Raw genomic sequence first — 16,085 nt, 5'->3', positions numbered from 1 at the left:
ACGCGGACCCTCAGGGGCCGGCTGGAGGGGCCGTCAGACGCAGCCCGGTGTGGGCGGCGCAGAACGCCAGCGCGTCGGCCTCCATGTCCAGCCAGCGGGAAACGGCGCGCGCCCCATGGCCGACGCCGTCCTCGCACCGCAGCACCACGGGCCTCCCCCCGGTCGTGGCGTGCTGGAGAGCGGCGGTGAACTTACGGGTGTGGGCGGCGCCGACGCGTGGATCCGTCCGGGCGGTCGCCATCAGGACCGCCGGGTAGCGGGTGGCGGGCCGGACGCGGTGGTAGGGCGAGTATCCGAGCAGGACGTCCAGGTGTGCGGGGTCGTCCGGGTCGCCGAACTCGTCGATCCACCACCGGCCCATGCCCAGACGCGGGTAGCGCACCAGGTCGGTCAGTGAGCCGGAGCAGACGGCCGCGGCGTACAGGTGCGGGTCACGGGTGATCGCGGCGGCGACCATGAGGCCGCTGTGCGAGGCACCTTTGACCGCCAGCCGGCCCGGGTCCGTGAGGCCGCTGCCGATGAGCCAGCGGGCGGCGGCGGCGTGGTCGGCGAGCGCCGTGGGTTTGTTGACCCCGCTGCCGGCCCTGTGCCAGGTCGTGCCGTGCTCCCCGCCGCCGCGTACTCCGGCGATGGCGTAGATCCCGCCCGCGGCGACCCAGGCCCTGATGGTCGCGGAGTAGGCGGGCGCGGCGCGGGCCCCGAAGCCACCGTAGGCGGTCAGCAGGGTCGGGCGCGGCCCGGGCCCGCGATCCGTGGGCATGACCAGGAACAGCGGTACGGCGGTGCCGTCCTCGGAGGGGTACGTGACCCGCCGTACCTCCGCCGGTGCCTGTCGCGCGGGACCGGAGGGGGCGGGGGCCGGGGGCGGGCCCGGGCCGTCGGGATGGCACCGCCGGTCACGCAGGCTGAAACGGTGGACCGCCGGGGCGGTGAGGAAGTCGGTGTACGTGAACCACGCCTGGTCGGTCCCACCGGGCGGCACGGTGAGACGGGTGAGGGTGCCCGGGCCGGTCCCGGGGGTCTCGACATCGGTGATGAGGCCCCCGTCGGCGTCGTGCAGGGACAGACACGCGGCGCCGTCCCGTGAGGAACTGAGCAGGAACCGCACCGCCCCCGTACCGGGCTCGGTCAGGGCCACGCACGCCGAGATGACCGTGCCCTCGCCGGCGGTGATCAAAGGCGTCCACGCGGCGGCAGCGAGGTCACCGGGGCCGTCGCCGGGGGTGTCGCCGGGATCGATGCGGCAGACCCGGCCGCCGGGCGCTCCGTCCGTGGTGATCGCGTACAGCAGTGCCCGCGGCCCGAACCTGACCAGTGCCTGCGCACCCGTGGCCGTGCCGTCGTGCACGACACCGAGCCTCGGCGCCCGGGCGGTGGCGGTGGTCAGGTCGGCCAGGTGGACCCGGTTGCCGCGCTGGGCGCCGGGAGCCTCGCTGATGGCGAGCCGGCGGCCGTCCGCGCTGGTGGACACCGACAGTTGCAGGGCGCGCGTCTCGAACACGACGGTGTCCGCGCCCCCGTCGTGGGCGGCGTCCAGCGGGTGCAGCCGGACCTGGCGAGCGCCGTCGTCCCCGGTGCCCACGTAGTAGAAGCCGGAGTCGTCGGCCAGCCAGGCCACCGAGCTGACCCGTCCAGGGTGCAGCACCGGACCGATCGGGCGCCGGGCCACCACGTCCATCACCCGCAGGGCCGGTTCCTCGCTGCCCCGGGAGGAGACCTGGAACACCAGAAACCTCCCCGACCAGGACGGGCGCCACGCGTCCAGCACCGTACGCCCGGACCGGTCCGGCACCAGTGGGTCGACCAGCACCCGCCGGCGGTGACCGGGCGAGTCGACGACCAGTACCGGCAGCTCCCGCCCGGCGTCGCGGCGCAGTGAGAACCGGTACGGGCCGCGCCACACCGGCGGCGAGGCCGCCGGCGCGGTGGCGGTGCCCGCCTCCGTGAACTCCTCCAGCAACCGCCGGAACACCGGCCTCGTCCCCCACCCGGCCGCCTGCGCCTCGAACCACGCCCGCTGCTCGGCCAGCCACTCCTCGCACGCGACACCGTCGTCCGCCTCCAGCCACCGATAGGGGTCCTCCACCCTGCGGCCGTGTACGTCCTCGACCACCGGCATGCGCCTGGTCACGGGATGCGGCCCCATGGACACCTCTCCGAACAACGCGACGACGACCCGACGAAGACCCGACACAGACCCGGCGAAAGTCCCGGCACCGCCCCGCCAAGGAGGAGCGGCGGCCCACGAGGACCGCCGCACACGGACAGGGATCAGTCGCTGTCACCCTCACCGAGGGCGGCCTGCCAGTCGGGAAGGACGATCACCTCGTCCGCGGGGAGAAGGGGTTCCAGGAGAAGGGGAAGCTCGTTCATCTGTGGCGCTCCTTTCACGGCGTCTGGCCGAGAGAGCTACCCCGCGGATGCCGCGCCCAGCGCGGATGGCGACCACTCGCCACGCGTGGGGTCGTGATGCTCGCCCCCGGGCCGGAGGGCGGCGGTCGTTCGTGAGCGCGGTCCACTACGGGTCGGCGGGGTTGCCGAAACGGCAACGGAGCTCGACGCCCCCTCGCCTTCCCTGCACGCTGTGCCCATGAGCCATGACCACCACGACACAGACATCGACTGGAACGAGATGCTGCCGCTGCTGGAGCACGGCGCGGAGCTCCAGACACCGCTCTACCGGAAGGCCGCGGCCTGGCTCGGTGAGCTCGCGTCGGCGACCGCCGTGCGCCGTGTTCTCGACATCGGCAGCGGCCCCGGCGTGCTGTCCTGCCTCCTCGCCGAGGCGTTTCCGTACGCCGAGGTCGTCGCCGTGGACGCCGCGCCCGAGCTCCTTCGGCGCACCCGGGAACGCGCCGCGACGCTCGGTCTCACCCGCGTCACGACCCGGCACGCCGAGCTCCCGGACGACATGGCCGGGCTCGGCGGGGCCGACCTCATCTGGGCGGCGAACTCCCTGCACCACCTCGGCGATCAGCGCGCCGCCATCCAGGGACTGGCGGGCCTGCTGCGACCCGGCGGTGTGCTCGCTCTCGTCGAGGGCGGCCTGCCCGCCCGTCACCTGCCGCAGCACACCGGGATCGGGCGCCCGGGGCTGGAGGCGAGGATGGACGCGGCGAAGGCCGACTGGTTCGCCGAGATGCGGGCGGCCCTGCCCGCGGCCAAGGAGGAGGGCGACGACTGGCGGGGCCTCCTGGCCGGGGCGGGGCTCGTGCCGAGCGGCACGCGCACGTTCCTGCACGACGTTCCGGCCCCGGTCCCCGACTCCGTACGCGACCACGTCATCGCCCACTTCACCCGGCAGCGCCACGCCCTTGGCGAACGCCTCGCTCCGGACGACCACGCGGCCCTCGACCGGCTGCTGGACCCGGCCGACCCCGAGGGCCTGCACCGGCGGCCGGACGTGTTCCTGCTGACCGCCCACACGGTGCACACCGCGCGCCGCGGCTGATCGATCAAGACACCGGCTCCAGGTGCCACCACTGTGACGGCGAGTCGGTGTCCTCCCACTGCCGTACGTTCGCGCCGTCCTCCATCGACCCGTCCGCGACTTCGAGCAGCAGGCCGCTGATGAAGCTGACGAGGGTGACGGTGTCCGGCGCTTCCAGGTCCCGCTCGATGGTCCACTCCTGGGCGCCGAAGTTGTTCGCCTTCCACTGCTGGACGTTGGCGCCGTTCTCGGTCGACGCGCCCTGGACGTCCAGCCGCTTGCCGCTCGCCGCGTTGATCAGGTGGTGGAGGCCGCCACCGTTCTGTACGGGCACGATGTGCCACTGCTGGCCCGGGCTGCCGTTCTCCTTGCCCTGCTGCACATTGGCACCGCTGCCCTTGGCGCCCTTGTGGACCTCCAGCAGGAGCCCGCTGGCCGCGTTGCGCACCAGGTAGAGACCCTCCTCGACCGGCGGCGGCCCGGGTCTGCGTTCGCTGCTCACGCTCCGTACTCCTCGTTCGGTGGACATCACGACGCGAGACAGCCTAGGGAGTGCAAGGAACGCCGATCGCGGCGCAGTTGTGTTCCGGTTCGGATCGGCGGTCCGGTCGTGACCTGCTGACGCGAGGTGGGACCCTCTGTCGGTCGGGCGCCCGGAGGATTACTCTAATTGTGGGCATATCGGTCATAAGTGAGGGGGTCGGTCCTATGTCAACGGGGACCCTCCTGGCCATCATCATCCCGGTCGCGGTGGTGCTCGCCGTCATCGCCGCGGCGGCGTTCCTGGGCTTGCGCCGTAAGCGCCTCCGCGAGCGGTTCGGCCCGGAGTACGAACGGACGGTCGAGGACACCGGAAGCCGGCTCGCGGCCGAGCGCGATCTGAGCGAGCGCGAGAAGCACCACGACGCGCTGGACATCAAGCCCCTGCCCGGCGATGTCCGGGACCGCTACTCCAGGGACTGGAACAACGTGCAGGGAGAGTTCGTGGACCGCCCGGAGGACGCCGTCCAGGACGCGGACCTCCTGGTGACCTCGCTGATGCGGGAGCGCGGTTACCCGACCGACGACCTCGCCCAGCGGATCAGGGACCTCTCCGTCGAACACGGCCGCACGATCGAGCACTACCGAGCCGCGCACGAGGTGAATCAGCTCAGCATGAAACACCAGGCGACGACCGAGCAGCTCCGGGGAGCCATGGTGCACTATCGCGCGCTCTTCGACGAGCTGCTGTCCGACGGGGGCCAGGCTCATCGCACCCCGGCCTGACCTGGACCGGCCCGACCGGGCGGAGGGAGAAGAGATGCAGCGCGAGGACGTACCAGAACCCACCGAGAGCGGCCTGTCCACCGAGGACCTCGCCCAGCCGCGCGACCCGGGTGGGGGCAGCGAGGGGATCGGAACGCCGGGAGGGCCCGGCGGCGGAGGCGGCCCCGACGTTCCCGCCTTCCCCGGCGAAGGCACCTCCCTGACGGAGGACACCACCGAGCCCCCGGCCGCGGAGCCGGCCGACGCCGAACCCGGCCCCACCGAACCCGGCCCCACCGAACCCGAATCCGAACCTGAACCCGCATCGGAATCCCCATCCGAATCCGGGCCCGACGAGCCGTCCGCTTCGGCGCGGCAGGAGGACGAAGCACCGCAACTTCTGAACTCCGCGGACGCGGCCCACTTCCGCGAGCGCTGGCAGGACATCCAGAACCAGTTCGTCGACGACCCGCGCGAAGCCGTCCACACTGCGGACGCCCTCGTCGCGGACCTGATGCGGCAGCTGGCCTCCAACTTCGCCGAGCACAAGCAGGACCTGGAGGGCCAGTGGAACCGGGGTGAGGAGGCGAACACCGAAGACCTGCGCATGGCCCTGCGCAAGTACCGGTCGTTCTTCAACCGCCTGCTCAGCGCCTGACCACCAGGCCGCCTGATCGCCGGGCCGCCTGGCCCATCAGGCCCCCACGCTCGCCACCAGCGGACGGCGCAGCCGCGCATCGCGGCTGCGCCGTCGTCGTGGCCCTGGGTCGCTCAGGCGCCGTAGTCGAAGGTGGCCGGGTCCGGGCCCAGGCGCTTGCCCTCGTCCAGTGCGGCGAAGGCCGCCAGGTCGTCGGAGTCCAGCTCGAAGTCGAAGACGTCGATGTTCTCCTGGATCCGCGACGGGGTGACCGACTTGGGGATCACCACGTTGCCGATCTGGAGGTGCCAGCGCAGCACCACCTGGGCCGGCGTGCGGTCGTGCTTGCGGGCGATCGCGACGACCGTCGGCGCCTCCAGCAGGCCCTTGCCCTGGCCCAGCGGCGACCACGCCTCGGTCGCGATGCCGTGCTTCGCGTGGTAGGCGCGGGACTCGGCCTGCTGAAGCTGCGGGTGCAGCTCGATCTGGTTGAGCACCGGCACGACCGAGGTCTCGCCGAGGAGGCGCTCCAGGTGCTCCGGCAGGAAGTTGGAGACACCGATCGCCTTGGCGCGGCCGTCCGCGTAGATCTTCTCGAACGCCTTGTAGGTGTCGACGTACGCGTTCTTCGACGGCAGCGGCCAGTGGATCAGGTACAGGTCGACGTAGTCGAGGCCCAGCCGGTCCAGCGACGCGTCGAAGGCGCGCAGCGTCGAGTCGTGACCCTGCTCGCTGTTCCAGAGCTTGGTGGTGACGAAGAGCTCTTCGCGGGGGATGCCGGAGTTGCGGATGGCCTCGCCGGTGCCCTGCTCGTTCTCGTAGATCGCGGCGGTGTCGATGCTGCGGTAACCGGCCTCGAGGGCCGTGCCCACCGCCTTCGCCGCCTCGTCGTCGGGCACCTGCCAGACGCCGAAGCCGAGCTGCGGCATGCTGACGCCGTTGCTGAGGGTGATGGAGGGGACCTTGGTCACGAGCGGTCGATCCTTACGTCGTGTTCGTTGTGTACTCCGATGGTCAACGATCACATACCCGAACCTGTTCCCGGCTCTCCTCCTCACCTCCTCACCCTTCTTTGGCCGAGGTTCGTCGCGCGTGTCGAACCGGCGAGCGGGTGCCGGGGCCTCTCGCGGCCCGGTCACCGGTACGGCCCTTCCACCGGTTCGGCGCGTCACCGGTACAGCGCGTCGACCTCCATCGCGTACGCCGTCTCGATCGCCTTGCGCTTCAGCTTCAGCGACGGCGTCAGCAACCCGTGCTCCTCCGTGAACGGATGTGCCAGTATCCGGAAGGTACGGATCGACTCGGCCTGCGACACCAGCGTGTTGGCGGCCACCACCGCGCGCCGGATCTCCGCCTCCAGGGCGGGGTCCCGCACCAGCTCGGCAGGCGGCAGCGGGGCCCGGTTCTGCATCGCCAGCCAGTGCCCGACGGCCTCCTGGTCGATGGTGACCAGCGCCGCGATGTACGGGCGGTCGTTGCCCACCACGATGCACTGCGCCACCAGTGGATGCGACCGCACCCGCTCCTCCAGACCGGCCGGCGCCACGCTCTTGCCGCCCGAGGTCACCAGGATCTCCTTCTTCCGGCCGGTGATGGTCAGATAGCCGTCCTCGTCGAGCGCGCCCAGGTCGCCGGTGGCCAGCCAGCCGTCCCTCAGGACGGCGTCGGTCGCCTTCTGGTCGTTCAGATAGCCGGAGAAGACGTGGTCGCCGCGCAGCCACACCTCCCCGTCCTCCGCCATGTGCACCGTCGTCCCCGGAATGGGCTGCCCGACGGTGCCGTACTTGGTGCGCTCCGGCGGATTGGCGGTGGCCGCCGACGCCGACTCGGTCAGCCCGTACCCCTCGTACACCGTCACGCCCGCGCCCTCGAAGAACAGCCCGAGGCGCCGGGACATGGCCGAGCCGCCCGACATGGCGTGCCGCACCCGGCCGCCCAGCGCGTCGCGCACCTTCCCGTACACCACCTTCTCGAAGAACTGGTGCTGCACGCGCAGCGCCGCCGACGGGCCCGGGCCGAGCCCGAACGCCCTGAGTTCCAGCGCCTCCGCGTACCGCACCGCCACCTCGACCGCCTTGTCGAACGCCGACACCTTGCCGGCCGCCTCCGCCTGGCGCCGCGCCGCGTGGAAGACCTTCTCGAAGATGTAGGGCACGGCCAGGATGAAGGTGGGCCGGAACGACGCCAGGTCCGGCAGCAGCGCGCTCGCCGTCAGCGCCGGCTGATGGCCGAATCTGACGCGCTTGCGGACCGCCGCGACCTCCACCATCCGGCCGAAGACATGCGCGAGCGGCAGGAACAGCAGTGTGGACGCCTCGTCGCCCGGCTTGGCGCGGAACACGGTCTCCCACCGGCCCACCAGCATGTCCGCCTCGAACATGAAGTTGCCGTGGGTCAGCACACATCCCTTGGGGCGGCCCGTCGTCCCGGAGGTGTAGATCACCGTGGCGACGGACTCGGGCGTCACCGCGCGGCGGTGGCGCTGCACGACCTCCTCGTCGATGCCCGCGCCCGCCGCCACCAGCTCGTCCACCGCGCCGGCGTCCAGCTGCCAGAGCCGCTTCAGGCGCGGCAGCCGGTCCACCACCGAGCCGATGGTCATCGCGTGGTCCTCGTGCTCGACCACGCACGCCGTCACCCCGGCGTCGTGCAGCATCCAGTGGACCTGGTCGGCGGAGGACGTGGGGTAGATCGGCACGGACTGCGCGCCGACCGTCCACAGCGCGAAGTCGAAGAGCGTCCACTCGTAGCGCGTACGGGACATGAGGGCGACCCGGTCCCCGAACCGTACGCCCTGCGCGAGCAGCCCCTTGGCCAGCGCCAGTACCTCGTCGCGGAACTCCAGCGACGTGACGTCCTCCCACCGCCCGCCCGCGTCCTTGCGGCCGAGCGCCACCCGGTGCGGTGCGTCCAGGGCGTGGTCGAACACGGCGTCGGCCAGCCCGCCGACGAGGGGGGCCGTCGCCATGGGCGGGAGAGAGAACTCGCGCAATGGTGCTCCTTGTGACGCTCCGCACAGCGGTGGGTGACGGTACCCCACGGACAGGCGCGGCGGGAGGGGCTTCGCAAAGTCCGACGGCCGCGCATCGCACCAGGTCAGACCCGCAGTGGACGGGGGAGGGGACGGGCGGAACGGAATGCTGACTCCGGAGTAAGGAGGTGGTGTCCGAATCTTCACGGAACCTGTACGTTGTGGGCGTTCGAGACCGGCGGCCCCGCGGCAGGGGGCGGCAGCGCCGCGAGGGCAACGGCGCCGATCAGCCCGTGGGCCCCGCGCGGCGGCCTTTCTTCGCCACCCCCGCTCCCCGCGGATGATCAAGGGTGCCGATAACGTGACGCCATGCCCGCACTCGATGCACGCCGCACCGCGCTGGTCCTCGTGGACCTGATGGAGCGCATCGTCGCGCTGCCGCTCGCGCCCCGGTCCGGAGCCGATGTCGTCGCCACCTCCGGACGCCTGGCCCGCGCCTTCCGCTCGGCCGGCGCGCCCGTCGTCCTCGTCCGGGTGGAGCGGCCGGGCGCCGAGCCCCAGCCGGCGGGCGGCGACCTCGTCCCCGGCCTGGCCCATGACGGCGACACCGTCGTCGTCAAGCGGACCATCGGCGCCTTCCAGGGCACCGCCCTGCACGAGCTGCTCGGCGAACGGGCCATCACCACGCTCGTGTTCGGCGGCATCGCCACCAACCTCGGCGTCGAGTCCACCGCCCGCGCCGCCGGCGACCTCGGCTACGAAGTCGTCTTCGTCGAGGACGCCCTGACCGCCCTCACCGCCGAAGAACACCGTGCCGCGGTCGAGTTGGACTTCCCGCGCCTGGGCACCGTCACCGACGCCTCCGCGCTCACCCTGGACGCCGCCCGGTGAACCGCCCCGCGAACAGCCCCGCGAACCGCGCGACGAACCGCTCCTGGATACGCCCGGGCGCCTCCCGCCCCTGCTCCCTCGTCGTCTGCCGGGGCTGCTGCTGCGGGGACGCCCGCAAACACCCCGGCACCGACCACGCGGGCCAGTTGCGGCGGCTGCGCGAGGCCGCCGCGGCCTCCGGCGGCCGGCTGGCCGTCCGTACCAGCGACTGCCTCGGCCCCTGCGGCCAGGCCAACGTCGTGGTCGTCCAGCCCTCCACCGAAGGCCGGCGCCGTGGCGCCCGCGCCGCGTGGATCGGCTGGACCCTCGACGACGACTGCCTCGACGACATCCTCGCCTGGGTCGAGGCGGGCGGCCCGGGCGTCGCCGAACCACCGGCCACGCTCGCGCTCCAGATGATCGACGCGCCCAAGAGGTAGGGGCGGCGCGGCACCGGCGGCCTACCCGCCGGCCCGGCCCCGCCCGCCGTGAACGGGCGGCGACGGTCAGCCCCGGGGGACCACGGCCTCCAGGGCGATCCGGTCCTCACCCGCGTACACGTTCATGTTCCGGCCGCGCAGGAAGCCGACCAGGGTCAGGCCCGTCTCGGCGGCCAGGTCCACGGCGAGCGACGACGGCGCCGACACCGCCGCCAGCACCGGAATGCCCGCCATGACCGCCTTCTGCGCCAGCTCGAACGACGCCCGGCCCGACACCAGCAGGACCGCCCGGTCCAGCGGCAGCAGGTCCTCGCGCAGCGCGCGGCCGACCAGCTTGTCCACCGCGTTGTGCCGGCCGACGTCCTCCCGTACGTCGAGGAGCTCACCGGCCTCCGAGAACAGGGCGGCGGCGTGCAGGCCGCCCGTCCGGTCGAAGACCCGCTGCGCCGCGCGCAGCCGGTCGGGCAGGTCCGCGAGCAGCCCGGGCTCGATGCGCAGCGGGGGAGTGTCGGCGATCGGGAAGCGGGCCGTGGTGCGTACGGCGTCCAGGCTCGCCTTGCCGCACAGTCCGCACGACGACGTCGTGTAGACGTTGCGCTCCAGCGTGATGTCCGGCACGGGTACGCCCGGGGCGAGCTGCACGTCCACCACGTTGTACGTGTTGGTGCCGTCGTCCTTGGCCCCGGCGCAGTACACGATGTTGCGTACGTCCGACGCCGACGCCAGGACGCCCTCACTGACCAGGAAACCGGCCGCGAGGGCGAAGTCGTCGCCCGGGGTGCGCATGGTGATCGCGAGCGGGCGGCCGTTCAGCCGGATTTCGAGCGGCTCCTCGGCCACGAGCGTGTCGGGACGGGCGGACACGGCCCCGTCCCGGATGCGGATGACGCGGCGGCGCTCGGTGACCCGTCCCATGGCTCATCAGTCCCGGTTCTGAACGTGGTGGCAGCCGAATCGGCCCTGACGCGGAGGTTGCCGTGGGTCACCGGGCCGTCGTGCGGCGAGGTGACCTTCGCGGTCCCATTGTCCCGCACGAGCCCGGTGAGGTCGCGGCCGGCTCCGCGGCACACGCCGACCGTCACCGTCTCGCGGACCGGGAAGGCCGGACAGCTTTTCACGAGGCGACGCGCCGCGACGGGCGATGTTGCGGAGTCTCCAAGAGGCGGGCGTGAATCCTGTCGGTTCACGTGACGGGTTACTCACCAGTCGCTGAGGAGACTGGTGGGCTCCTGCAGACGAATCGAACACCAAGGGGGTCCCGGGCATGACGGGCACTCGTATCGCCGCGCTCGGGCACTACCAGCCCGCCAAGGTGCTCACCAACGACGACCTGACGGCGCTGGTCGACACCAGCGACGAGTGGATCACCAGCCGCGTCGGCATCAGGACGCGCCATGTCGCCGGCCCCGACGAGCCGGTCGACGAGATGGCCGCGCACGCCGGCGCCAAGGCTCTCGCCTCCGCCGGGCTCACCCCGGCCGACATCGACCTGGTCCTCGTCGCCACCTCGACGGCGATCGACCGTTCCCCGAACACCGCGGCCCGGGTCGCGGCCCGGCTGGGCATGGCGTCGCCCGCCACCCTGGACCTGAACGTCGTGTGCGCGGGCTTCACCCACGCCCTGGCCACCGCCGACCACGCCGTACGGGCGGGTTCCGCGACCCGGGCGCTCGTCATCGGCGCCGACAAGATGACCGAGGTGACGGACTGGACCGACCGGACGACCTGCGTCCTGGTCGGCGACGGCGCGGGCGCGGCGGTCGTCGAGGCGGCGCCCGCCGCCGGGATCGGCCCGGTCCTGTGGGGTTCCGTCCCCGAGATGGGCCACGCCGTCCGGATCGAGGGCACCCCGCCGCGCTTCGCCCAGGAGGGGCAGACGGTGTACCGCTGGGCCACCACCCAGCTCCCGCCGATCGCGCGCCGGGTGTGCGAGCGGGCCGGCATCGCGCCCGAGGACCTGGCGGCGGTCGTGCTGCACCAGGCCAACCTGCGCATCATCGAGCCGGTCGCGCGGAAGATCGGAGCGGTCAACGCCGTGATCGCCCGCGATGTGATCGACTCCGGCAACACCTCGGCCGCCTCCATCCCGATGGCCTTCGCCAAGCTGGTCGAGCGCGGCGAGGTCGAGTCGGGCGCGCCCGCGCTGCTCTTCGGCTTCGGCGGGAACCTCTCGTACGCGGGCCAGGTCGTCCGCGTTCCGTGAGGTCCGCGACCACCTCGTACCGGACCTTTGTCCTCGCTGTGGAGAAAGTTGGCGTGGATTGCCGCGCAACTTCTTCCCCCTGCGGGAAAGCGCTGCTACGTTCCCCCCGAAAGCCGGGCCGGAAGGACACGGCCACGGGCGGATGAAGCCACCACGGCGGGGAGGGGCGCGTGAGACGTATGACGGCTCGACCCGCCAACGCGCACCAGGCCAGACTGCTCCGGCTGCTGCGTGACGGCGGCCCCAACTCCCGTGCGCAGCTGGGCGATCAGGTCGACCTGTCCCGTTCCAAGCTGGCCGTCGAGGTGGACCGGCTCCTGGAGACCGGACTGGTGGTGGCGGACGGCCTCGCCGCCTCGCGCGGCGGACGGCGCTCGCACAACATCCGGCTCGCACCCCAACTGCGCTTCCTCGGAGTCGACATCGGTGCCACATCGATCGATGTCGCCGTCACAAACGCCGAGTTGGAGGTCCTGGGCCACCTCAACCACCCCATGGACGTGCGGGACGGCCCGGTCGCCGTCTTCGAGCAGGTGCTCACCCTGGCGGCCAAACTCAAGGCGTCCGGTCTCGCCGAGGGGTTCGACGGCGCCGGGATCGGCGTACCGGGGCCGGTGCGCTTCCCGGAGGGCGTACCGGTCGCGCCACCGATCATGCCCGGCTGGGACGGGTTCCCGGTGCGCGAGGCGCTCAGTCAGGAGCTCGGCTGCCCGGTCATGGTCGACAACGACGTGAACCTGATGGCGATGGGGGAGCAGCACGCGGGCGTCGCACGCTCCGTGGGCGACTTCCTCTGCGTCAAGATCGGTACGGGCATCGGCTGCGGCATCGTCGTCGGCGGCGAGGTCTACCGGGGCACGACCGGCAGCGCGGGCGACATCGGCCACATCCAGGTCGTCCCGGACGGCCGCGCCTGCGCCTGCGGCAACAAGGGCTGCCTGGAAGCCCACTTCAGCGGCGCCGCGCTGGCCCGCGACGCCGAGGACGCGGCGCGCGCCGGCCACTCGGTGGAGCTCGCGCGGCGGCTCGAGGAATCGGGCCGGCTCACCGCCGTGGACGTCGCCGCGGGCGCGGCGGCCGGTGACGCCACCTCGCTCGCCCTGATCCGGGAGGGCGGCAATCGCGTCGGCCAGGTCATCGCCGGGCTCGTCAGCTTCTTCAACCCCGGCCTGGTGGTGATCGGCGGCGGGGTGACCGGGCTCGGCCACAACCTGCTCGCCAGCGTCCGCACCCAGGTCTACCGCACCTCCCTGCCCCTGGCCACCGGCAACCTGCCCATCGTCCTGGGCGAGCTCGGCGCGGTCGCCGGAGTCATCGGCGGCGCCCGCCTCATCAGCGACCACCTGTTCTCCCCGGCCTGACGCCCTCGGGCGGCACGGACCGGACCGCACCGGACCCGCACCCACCCGCAAGACCCGCGTACGCCCGTATCCACAGCCCCGTACCCACAGCCCCGTCCCCACCCCACCCCACCGCATCCGCGCAGCGCACCTCACAGCGCACCTCCGCACAGCGCACCTCCGCACAGCGCACCTCCGCTCAGCGCTCACCTGGTACCTCGCCCTGCCCGCTCACCGGCCGCACCCGCCGAGGGGATTCGTCATGGCAACACCAGAAACACCGGAGACACCGGAACCACCCCGCATACCGGATACACCGACAGCTGCGAAAGCACCGCCCACCACCGCAGCCCCCACCACCCCCCGGCCGCCGCTCCTGACCATGGCCGGCATCACCAAGTCGTTCCCCGGCGTCCGCGCCCTCGACGGCGTCGACCTGGAGGTCCGGAGCGGCGAAGTCCACTGCCTGCTCGGCCAGAACGGCGCCGGCAAGTCGACCCTCATCAAGGTGCTCGCCGGCGCCCACCAGCCCGACGGCGGTGAGATCACCTGGGGCGGCGCACCGGTCACCCTCAGGTCCCCCATCGCCGCCATGCGCCTCGGCATCGCGACCATCTACCAGGAACTCGACCTGGTCGAGGGGCTGTCGGTCGCCGAGAACGTCTTCCTCGGCCATGAACCGACCGCCGCCGGGTTCGTCGTACGCGGCCGGCGCGCCCGCGCCGCCACCGCCGCCCTGCTGCGCCGCCTCGGCCATCCCGAGCTCGAACCGGGCCGTCCCGTCGGAGAGTTGTCCGCAGCGCAGCGGCAGATCGTGTCGATGGCCCGGGCCCTCTCCCACGACGTGCGCCTCATCGTGATGGACGAGCCGTCCGCCGCGCTCGACCCGGACGAGGTGGAGAACCTCTTCCGCATCGTCACCGACCTGACCGCCGAAGGGGTCGCCGTCGTCTACATCTCGCACCGCCTGGAGGAGATCCGCCGCATCGGCGACCGGGTGACCGTGCTGAAGGACGGCCGGGCCGTCGCCGGGGGGCTGCCCGCCCGGCAGACCCCGACGCGGGACATCGTCGCCCTGATGACCGGCCGGAGCGTCGAGTACGTCTTCCCCGAGCGGCCCGTGGCCCCCGCCCCCGGCCGCCCGCCGGTCCTGAAGGTCGAAGGGCTCACGCGAGCGGGCGAGTTCGCGCCGGTCGACCTCGAACTGCGCCCCGGAGAGATCGTCGGCCTCGCGGGACTCGTCGGCTCGGGGCGCTCGGAGATCCTGGAGACCGTCTACGGAGCGCGGCGCCCCACCGCCGGGCGCGTCGTCGTCGACGGCCGTCCCCTGCGGCCCGGGAGCGTCCGCGCCGCCGTCCGCGCCGGGCTCGGCCTCGCCCCCGAGGAGCGCAAGGCGCAGGGCCTGCTGATGCTGGAGTCGGTCACCCGTAACGTCTCCGTGTCGTCCCTGTCCCGCTTCTCGCGCGGCGGGTGGCTCGACCGCACCGCCGAACGTGACGCCGCCCGCCGCGCCACCCGCGAGCTGTCGCTGCGCCCCGACAACCCCGACGCCCGCGTCCGGACCCTCTCCGGCGGCAACCAGCAGAAGGCCGTCCTCGCCCGCTGGCTGCTGCGCGGCTGCCGTGTCCTCCTTCTCGACGAGCCGACCCGTGGTGTCGACGTCGGCGCCCGCGCCGAGCTGTACGCAGTCATCCGCCGGCTCGCCGACGACGGGCTCGCCGTCCTGCTCGTCTCCAGCGAGGTCCCCGAAGTGCTGGGCCTCGCCGACCGGGTGCTGGTGCTCCGGGAGGGACACGTCGTGCACACGGCGCCCGCCGGGGAGCTCGACGAGCACCGCGTACTCGACCTCGTGATGGAAGGGAGCCCGACGCCATGACGCAGCCCGCCTCCCGGGCGCACTCCGCGGCGCGGAAGGACGCGCCGGCCGCCGGGACGACTCCGCCGGCGAGCGGCCGGCGGCCCCTGGGGATGAAGGCCGACCTCCGCAACCTCTCACTGGTCGGCGTCCTCGCCGTACTGGTCGCGGTCGGCGGCGTCACCAAGCCCGACCAGTTCCTCGACACCAACAACCTCCAACTGATCCTCACCCAGGCGTCCGTCATCGGTGTCGTCACGGTCGGCATGACGTTCGTGATCACCAGCGGCGGCATCGACCTGTCGGTCGGCGCGATCGTCGCCCTGGCGTCGGTGTGGGCGACCACCGTCGCCACCCAGGAGTACGGTTTCGCCGGCATCCTCTTCACGGCCGTCGTGGTGGGCCTGGGCTGCGGACTGGTGAACGGGCTGCTCATCGCGTACGGCGGGATGGTCCCCTTCATCGCGACGCTCGCCATGCTCGCCTCGGCCCGCGGGCTCGCCCTCCAGATCACCGACGGCAGGACCCAGATCGTCACCGTCCAGTCGGTCCTCGACCTGGGCGTCCCCGACGCGTACATCCTCGGCGTCCCGCCGCTCGTACTGGTCTTCGCCGCCGTCACCGTCATCGGCTGGCTGCTGCTGAACCGGACGACCTTCGGGCGGCGCACGGTCGCCGTCGGCGGCAACGCCGAGGCGGCCCGGCTCGCCGGGATCGACGTACGCCGCCAGCGCCTCCACCTGTACCTGCTGTCCGGGCTGTGCTGCGGTATCGCGGCCTTCCTGCTGATCGTCCTGGCGGGCTCGGGCCAGAACACCAACGGCAACCTCTACGAACTGGACGCCATCGCCGCCGCGATCATCGGCGGCACGCTGCTCAGCGGCGGACGCGGCACCATCGTCGGCTCCGTGCTCGGCGTCCTCGTCTTCACCACCATCACCAACATCTTCGCCCTGAACAACCTCCAGAGCGACGTCCAGCAGATCGCCAAGGGCGCGATCATCGTCGCCGCCGTCCTGGTCCAGCGCCGCACCGCCCGCGGCTCGGGCGAGGCCTGACGCCCCGCCACCCCCCATGTCCGTCCCGACCGGAAG

14 protein-coding genes and 1 pseudogene are annotated in these 16,085 nt (G+C 72.6%); 9 read left to right on the top strand and 6 right to left on the bottom strand.

All coding sequences use genetic code 11. The features are described from left to right. Window positions 1-10 precede the first annotated feature (10 nt). Window positions 11-2,131: a prolyl oligopeptidase family serine peptidase gene (locus tag ABZZ38_RS07720; protein WP_356736798.1), complete on the bottom strand. Its 2,121-nt coding sequence runs from the start codon at window positions 2,129-2,131 to the stop codon at window positions 11-13. 459 nt (window positions 2,132-2,590) lie between these two features. Between ABZZ38_RS07720 and ABZZ38_RS07715 the strand changes: the two genes are divergently transcribed. Then, a complete protein-coding gene (locus ABZZ38_RS07715) occupies window positions 2,591-3,451 on the top strand; it encodes a class I SAM-dependent methyltransferase (RefSeq protein ID WP_356736796.1) in 861 nt (286 codons plus the stop codon). 4 nt (window positions 3,452-3,455) lie between these two features. On the opposite strand, the gene ABZZ38_RS07710 is transcribed toward ABZZ38_RS07715, so the two are convergent. Next, on the bottom strand, window positions 3,456-3,932 hold the full coding sequence (locus ABZZ38_RS07710) for an RICIN domain-containing protein (protein ID WP_356736794.1): 477 nt from the start codon (window positions 3,930-3,932) through the stop codon (window positions 3,456-3,458). A gap of 206 nt (window positions 3,933-4,138) precedes the next feature. On the opposite strand from ABZZ38_RS07710, the gene ABZZ38_RS07705 reads away from it, so the two are divergent. Together ABZZ38_RS07705 and ABZZ38_RS07700 are read left to right on the top strand one after the other, a co-directional pair. After that, the gene (locus tag ABZZ38_RS07705; protein WP_356736792.1) at window positions 4,139-4,696 is read left to right on the top strand and encodes a hypothetical protein; all 558 of its coding nucleotides are present in this window, start codon (window positions 4,139-4,141) and stop codon (window positions 4,694-4,696) included. Window positions 4,697-4,730: 34 nt separating this feature from the next. Continuing rightward, a complete protein-coding gene (locus ABZZ38_RS07700) occupies window positions 4,731-5,333 on the top strand; it encodes a hypothetical protein (RefSeq protein WP_356736790.1) in 603 nt (200 codons plus the stop codon). Window positions 5,334-5,446: 113 nt separating this feature from the next. On the opposite strand, the gene ABZZ38_RS07695 is transcribed toward ABZZ38_RS07700, so the two are convergent. Both ABZZ38_RS07695 and ABZZ38_RS07690 read right to left on the bottom strand, forming a co-directional pair. Next, window positions 5,447-6,283, bottom strand: a complete 837-nt coding sequence (locus ABZZ38_RS07695; RefSeq protein WP_356736788.1) for an aldo/keto reductase — start codon at window positions 6,281-6,283, stop codon at window positions 5,447-5,449. A gap of 197 nt (window positions 6,284-6,480) precedes the next feature. After that, on the bottom strand, window positions 6,481-8,280 hold the full coding sequence (locus tag ABZZ38_RS07690; RefSeq protein ID WP_356736940.1) for a long-chain fatty acid--CoA ligase: 1,800 nt from the start codon (window positions 8,278-8,280) through the stop codon (window positions 6,481-6,483). A gap of 372 nt (window positions 8,281-8,652) precedes the next feature. Between ABZZ38_RS07690 and ABZZ38_RS07685 the strand changes: the two genes are divergently transcribed. Both ABZZ38_RS07685 and ABZZ38_RS07680 read left to right on the top strand, forming a co-directional pair. Then, window positions 8,653-9,174: an isochorismatase family protein gene (locus tag ABZZ38_RS07685; protein ID WP_356736787.1), complete on the top strand. Its 522-nt coding sequence runs from the start codon at window positions 8,653-8,655 to the stop codon at window positions 9,172-9,174. Between the two features lie 47 nt (window positions 9,175-9,221). Beyond that, a complete protein-coding gene (locus ABZZ38_RS07680) occupies window positions 9,222-9,593 on the top strand; it encodes a (2Fe-2S) ferredoxin domain-containing protein (protein ID WP_356736938.1) in 372 nt (123 codons plus the stop codon). 66 nt (window positions 9,594-9,659) lie between these two features. Here ABZZ38_RS07680 and fdhD read toward each other — a convergent pair whose 3' ends face one another. Continuing rightward, entirely contained in the window at window positions 9,660-10,508 is an 849-nt protein-coding gene (gene fdhD, locus ABZZ38_RS07675; RefSeq protein WP_356736785.1) for a formate dehydrogenase accessory sulfurtransferase FdhD, read from the bottom strand. A gap of 6 nt (window positions 10,509-10,514) precedes the next feature. Then, window positions 10,515-10,654 (bottom strand): annotated as a pseudogene (locus ABZZ38_RS07670) (Fe-S-binding domain-containing protein); the annotation flags it as partial. Between the two features lie 203 nt (window positions 10,655-10,857). Between ABZZ38_RS07670 and ABZZ38_RS07665 the strand changes: the two are divergent. From ABZZ38_RS07665 to ABZZ38_RS07650, 4 genes are all read left to right on the top strand, one after another. After that, window positions 10,858-11,796, top strand: a complete 939-nt coding sequence (locus tag ABZZ38_RS07665) for a beta-ketoacyl-ACP synthase III (RefSeq protein WP_356736783.1) — start codon at window positions 10,858-10,860, stop codon at window positions 11,794-11,796. Window positions 11,797-11,975: 179 nt separating this feature from the next. Beyond that, the gene (locus ABZZ38_RS07660; protein WP_356736781.1) at window positions 11,976-13,157 is read left to right on the top strand and encodes an ROK family transcriptional regulator; all 1,182 of its coding nucleotides are present in this window, start codon (window positions 11,976-11,978) and stop codon (window positions 13,155-13,157) included. Between the two features lie 361 nt (window positions 13,158-13,518). Next, window positions 13,519-15,012, top strand: coding sequence for a sugar ABC transporter ATP-binding protein (locus ABZZ38_RS07655; protein WP_356736779.1), 1,494 nt, complete (start codon window positions 13,519-13,521; stop codon window positions 15,010-15,012). 92 nt (window positions 15,013-15,104) lie between these two features. Beyond that, window positions 15,105-16,049 carry an ABC transporter permease gene (locus tag ABZZ38_RS07650; RefSeq protein ID WP_356736936.1) on the top strand — a complete coding sequence of 315 codons (945 nt, stop codon included), beginning with the start codon at window positions 15,105-15,107 and terminating at the stop codon, window positions 16,047-16,049. The last annotated feature ends 36 nt before the right edge of the window (window positions 16,050-16,085 follow it).

The organism is Streptomyces sp. NPDC006368 (assembly GCF_040612535.1).
Taxonomy (GTDB): Bacteria; Actinomycetota; Actinomycetes; order Streptomycetales; family Streptomycetaceae; genus Streptomyces.
Note: the sequence above shows the minus strand (reverse complement) of the source record. Positions and strands in the feature narration are given on the sequence as shown.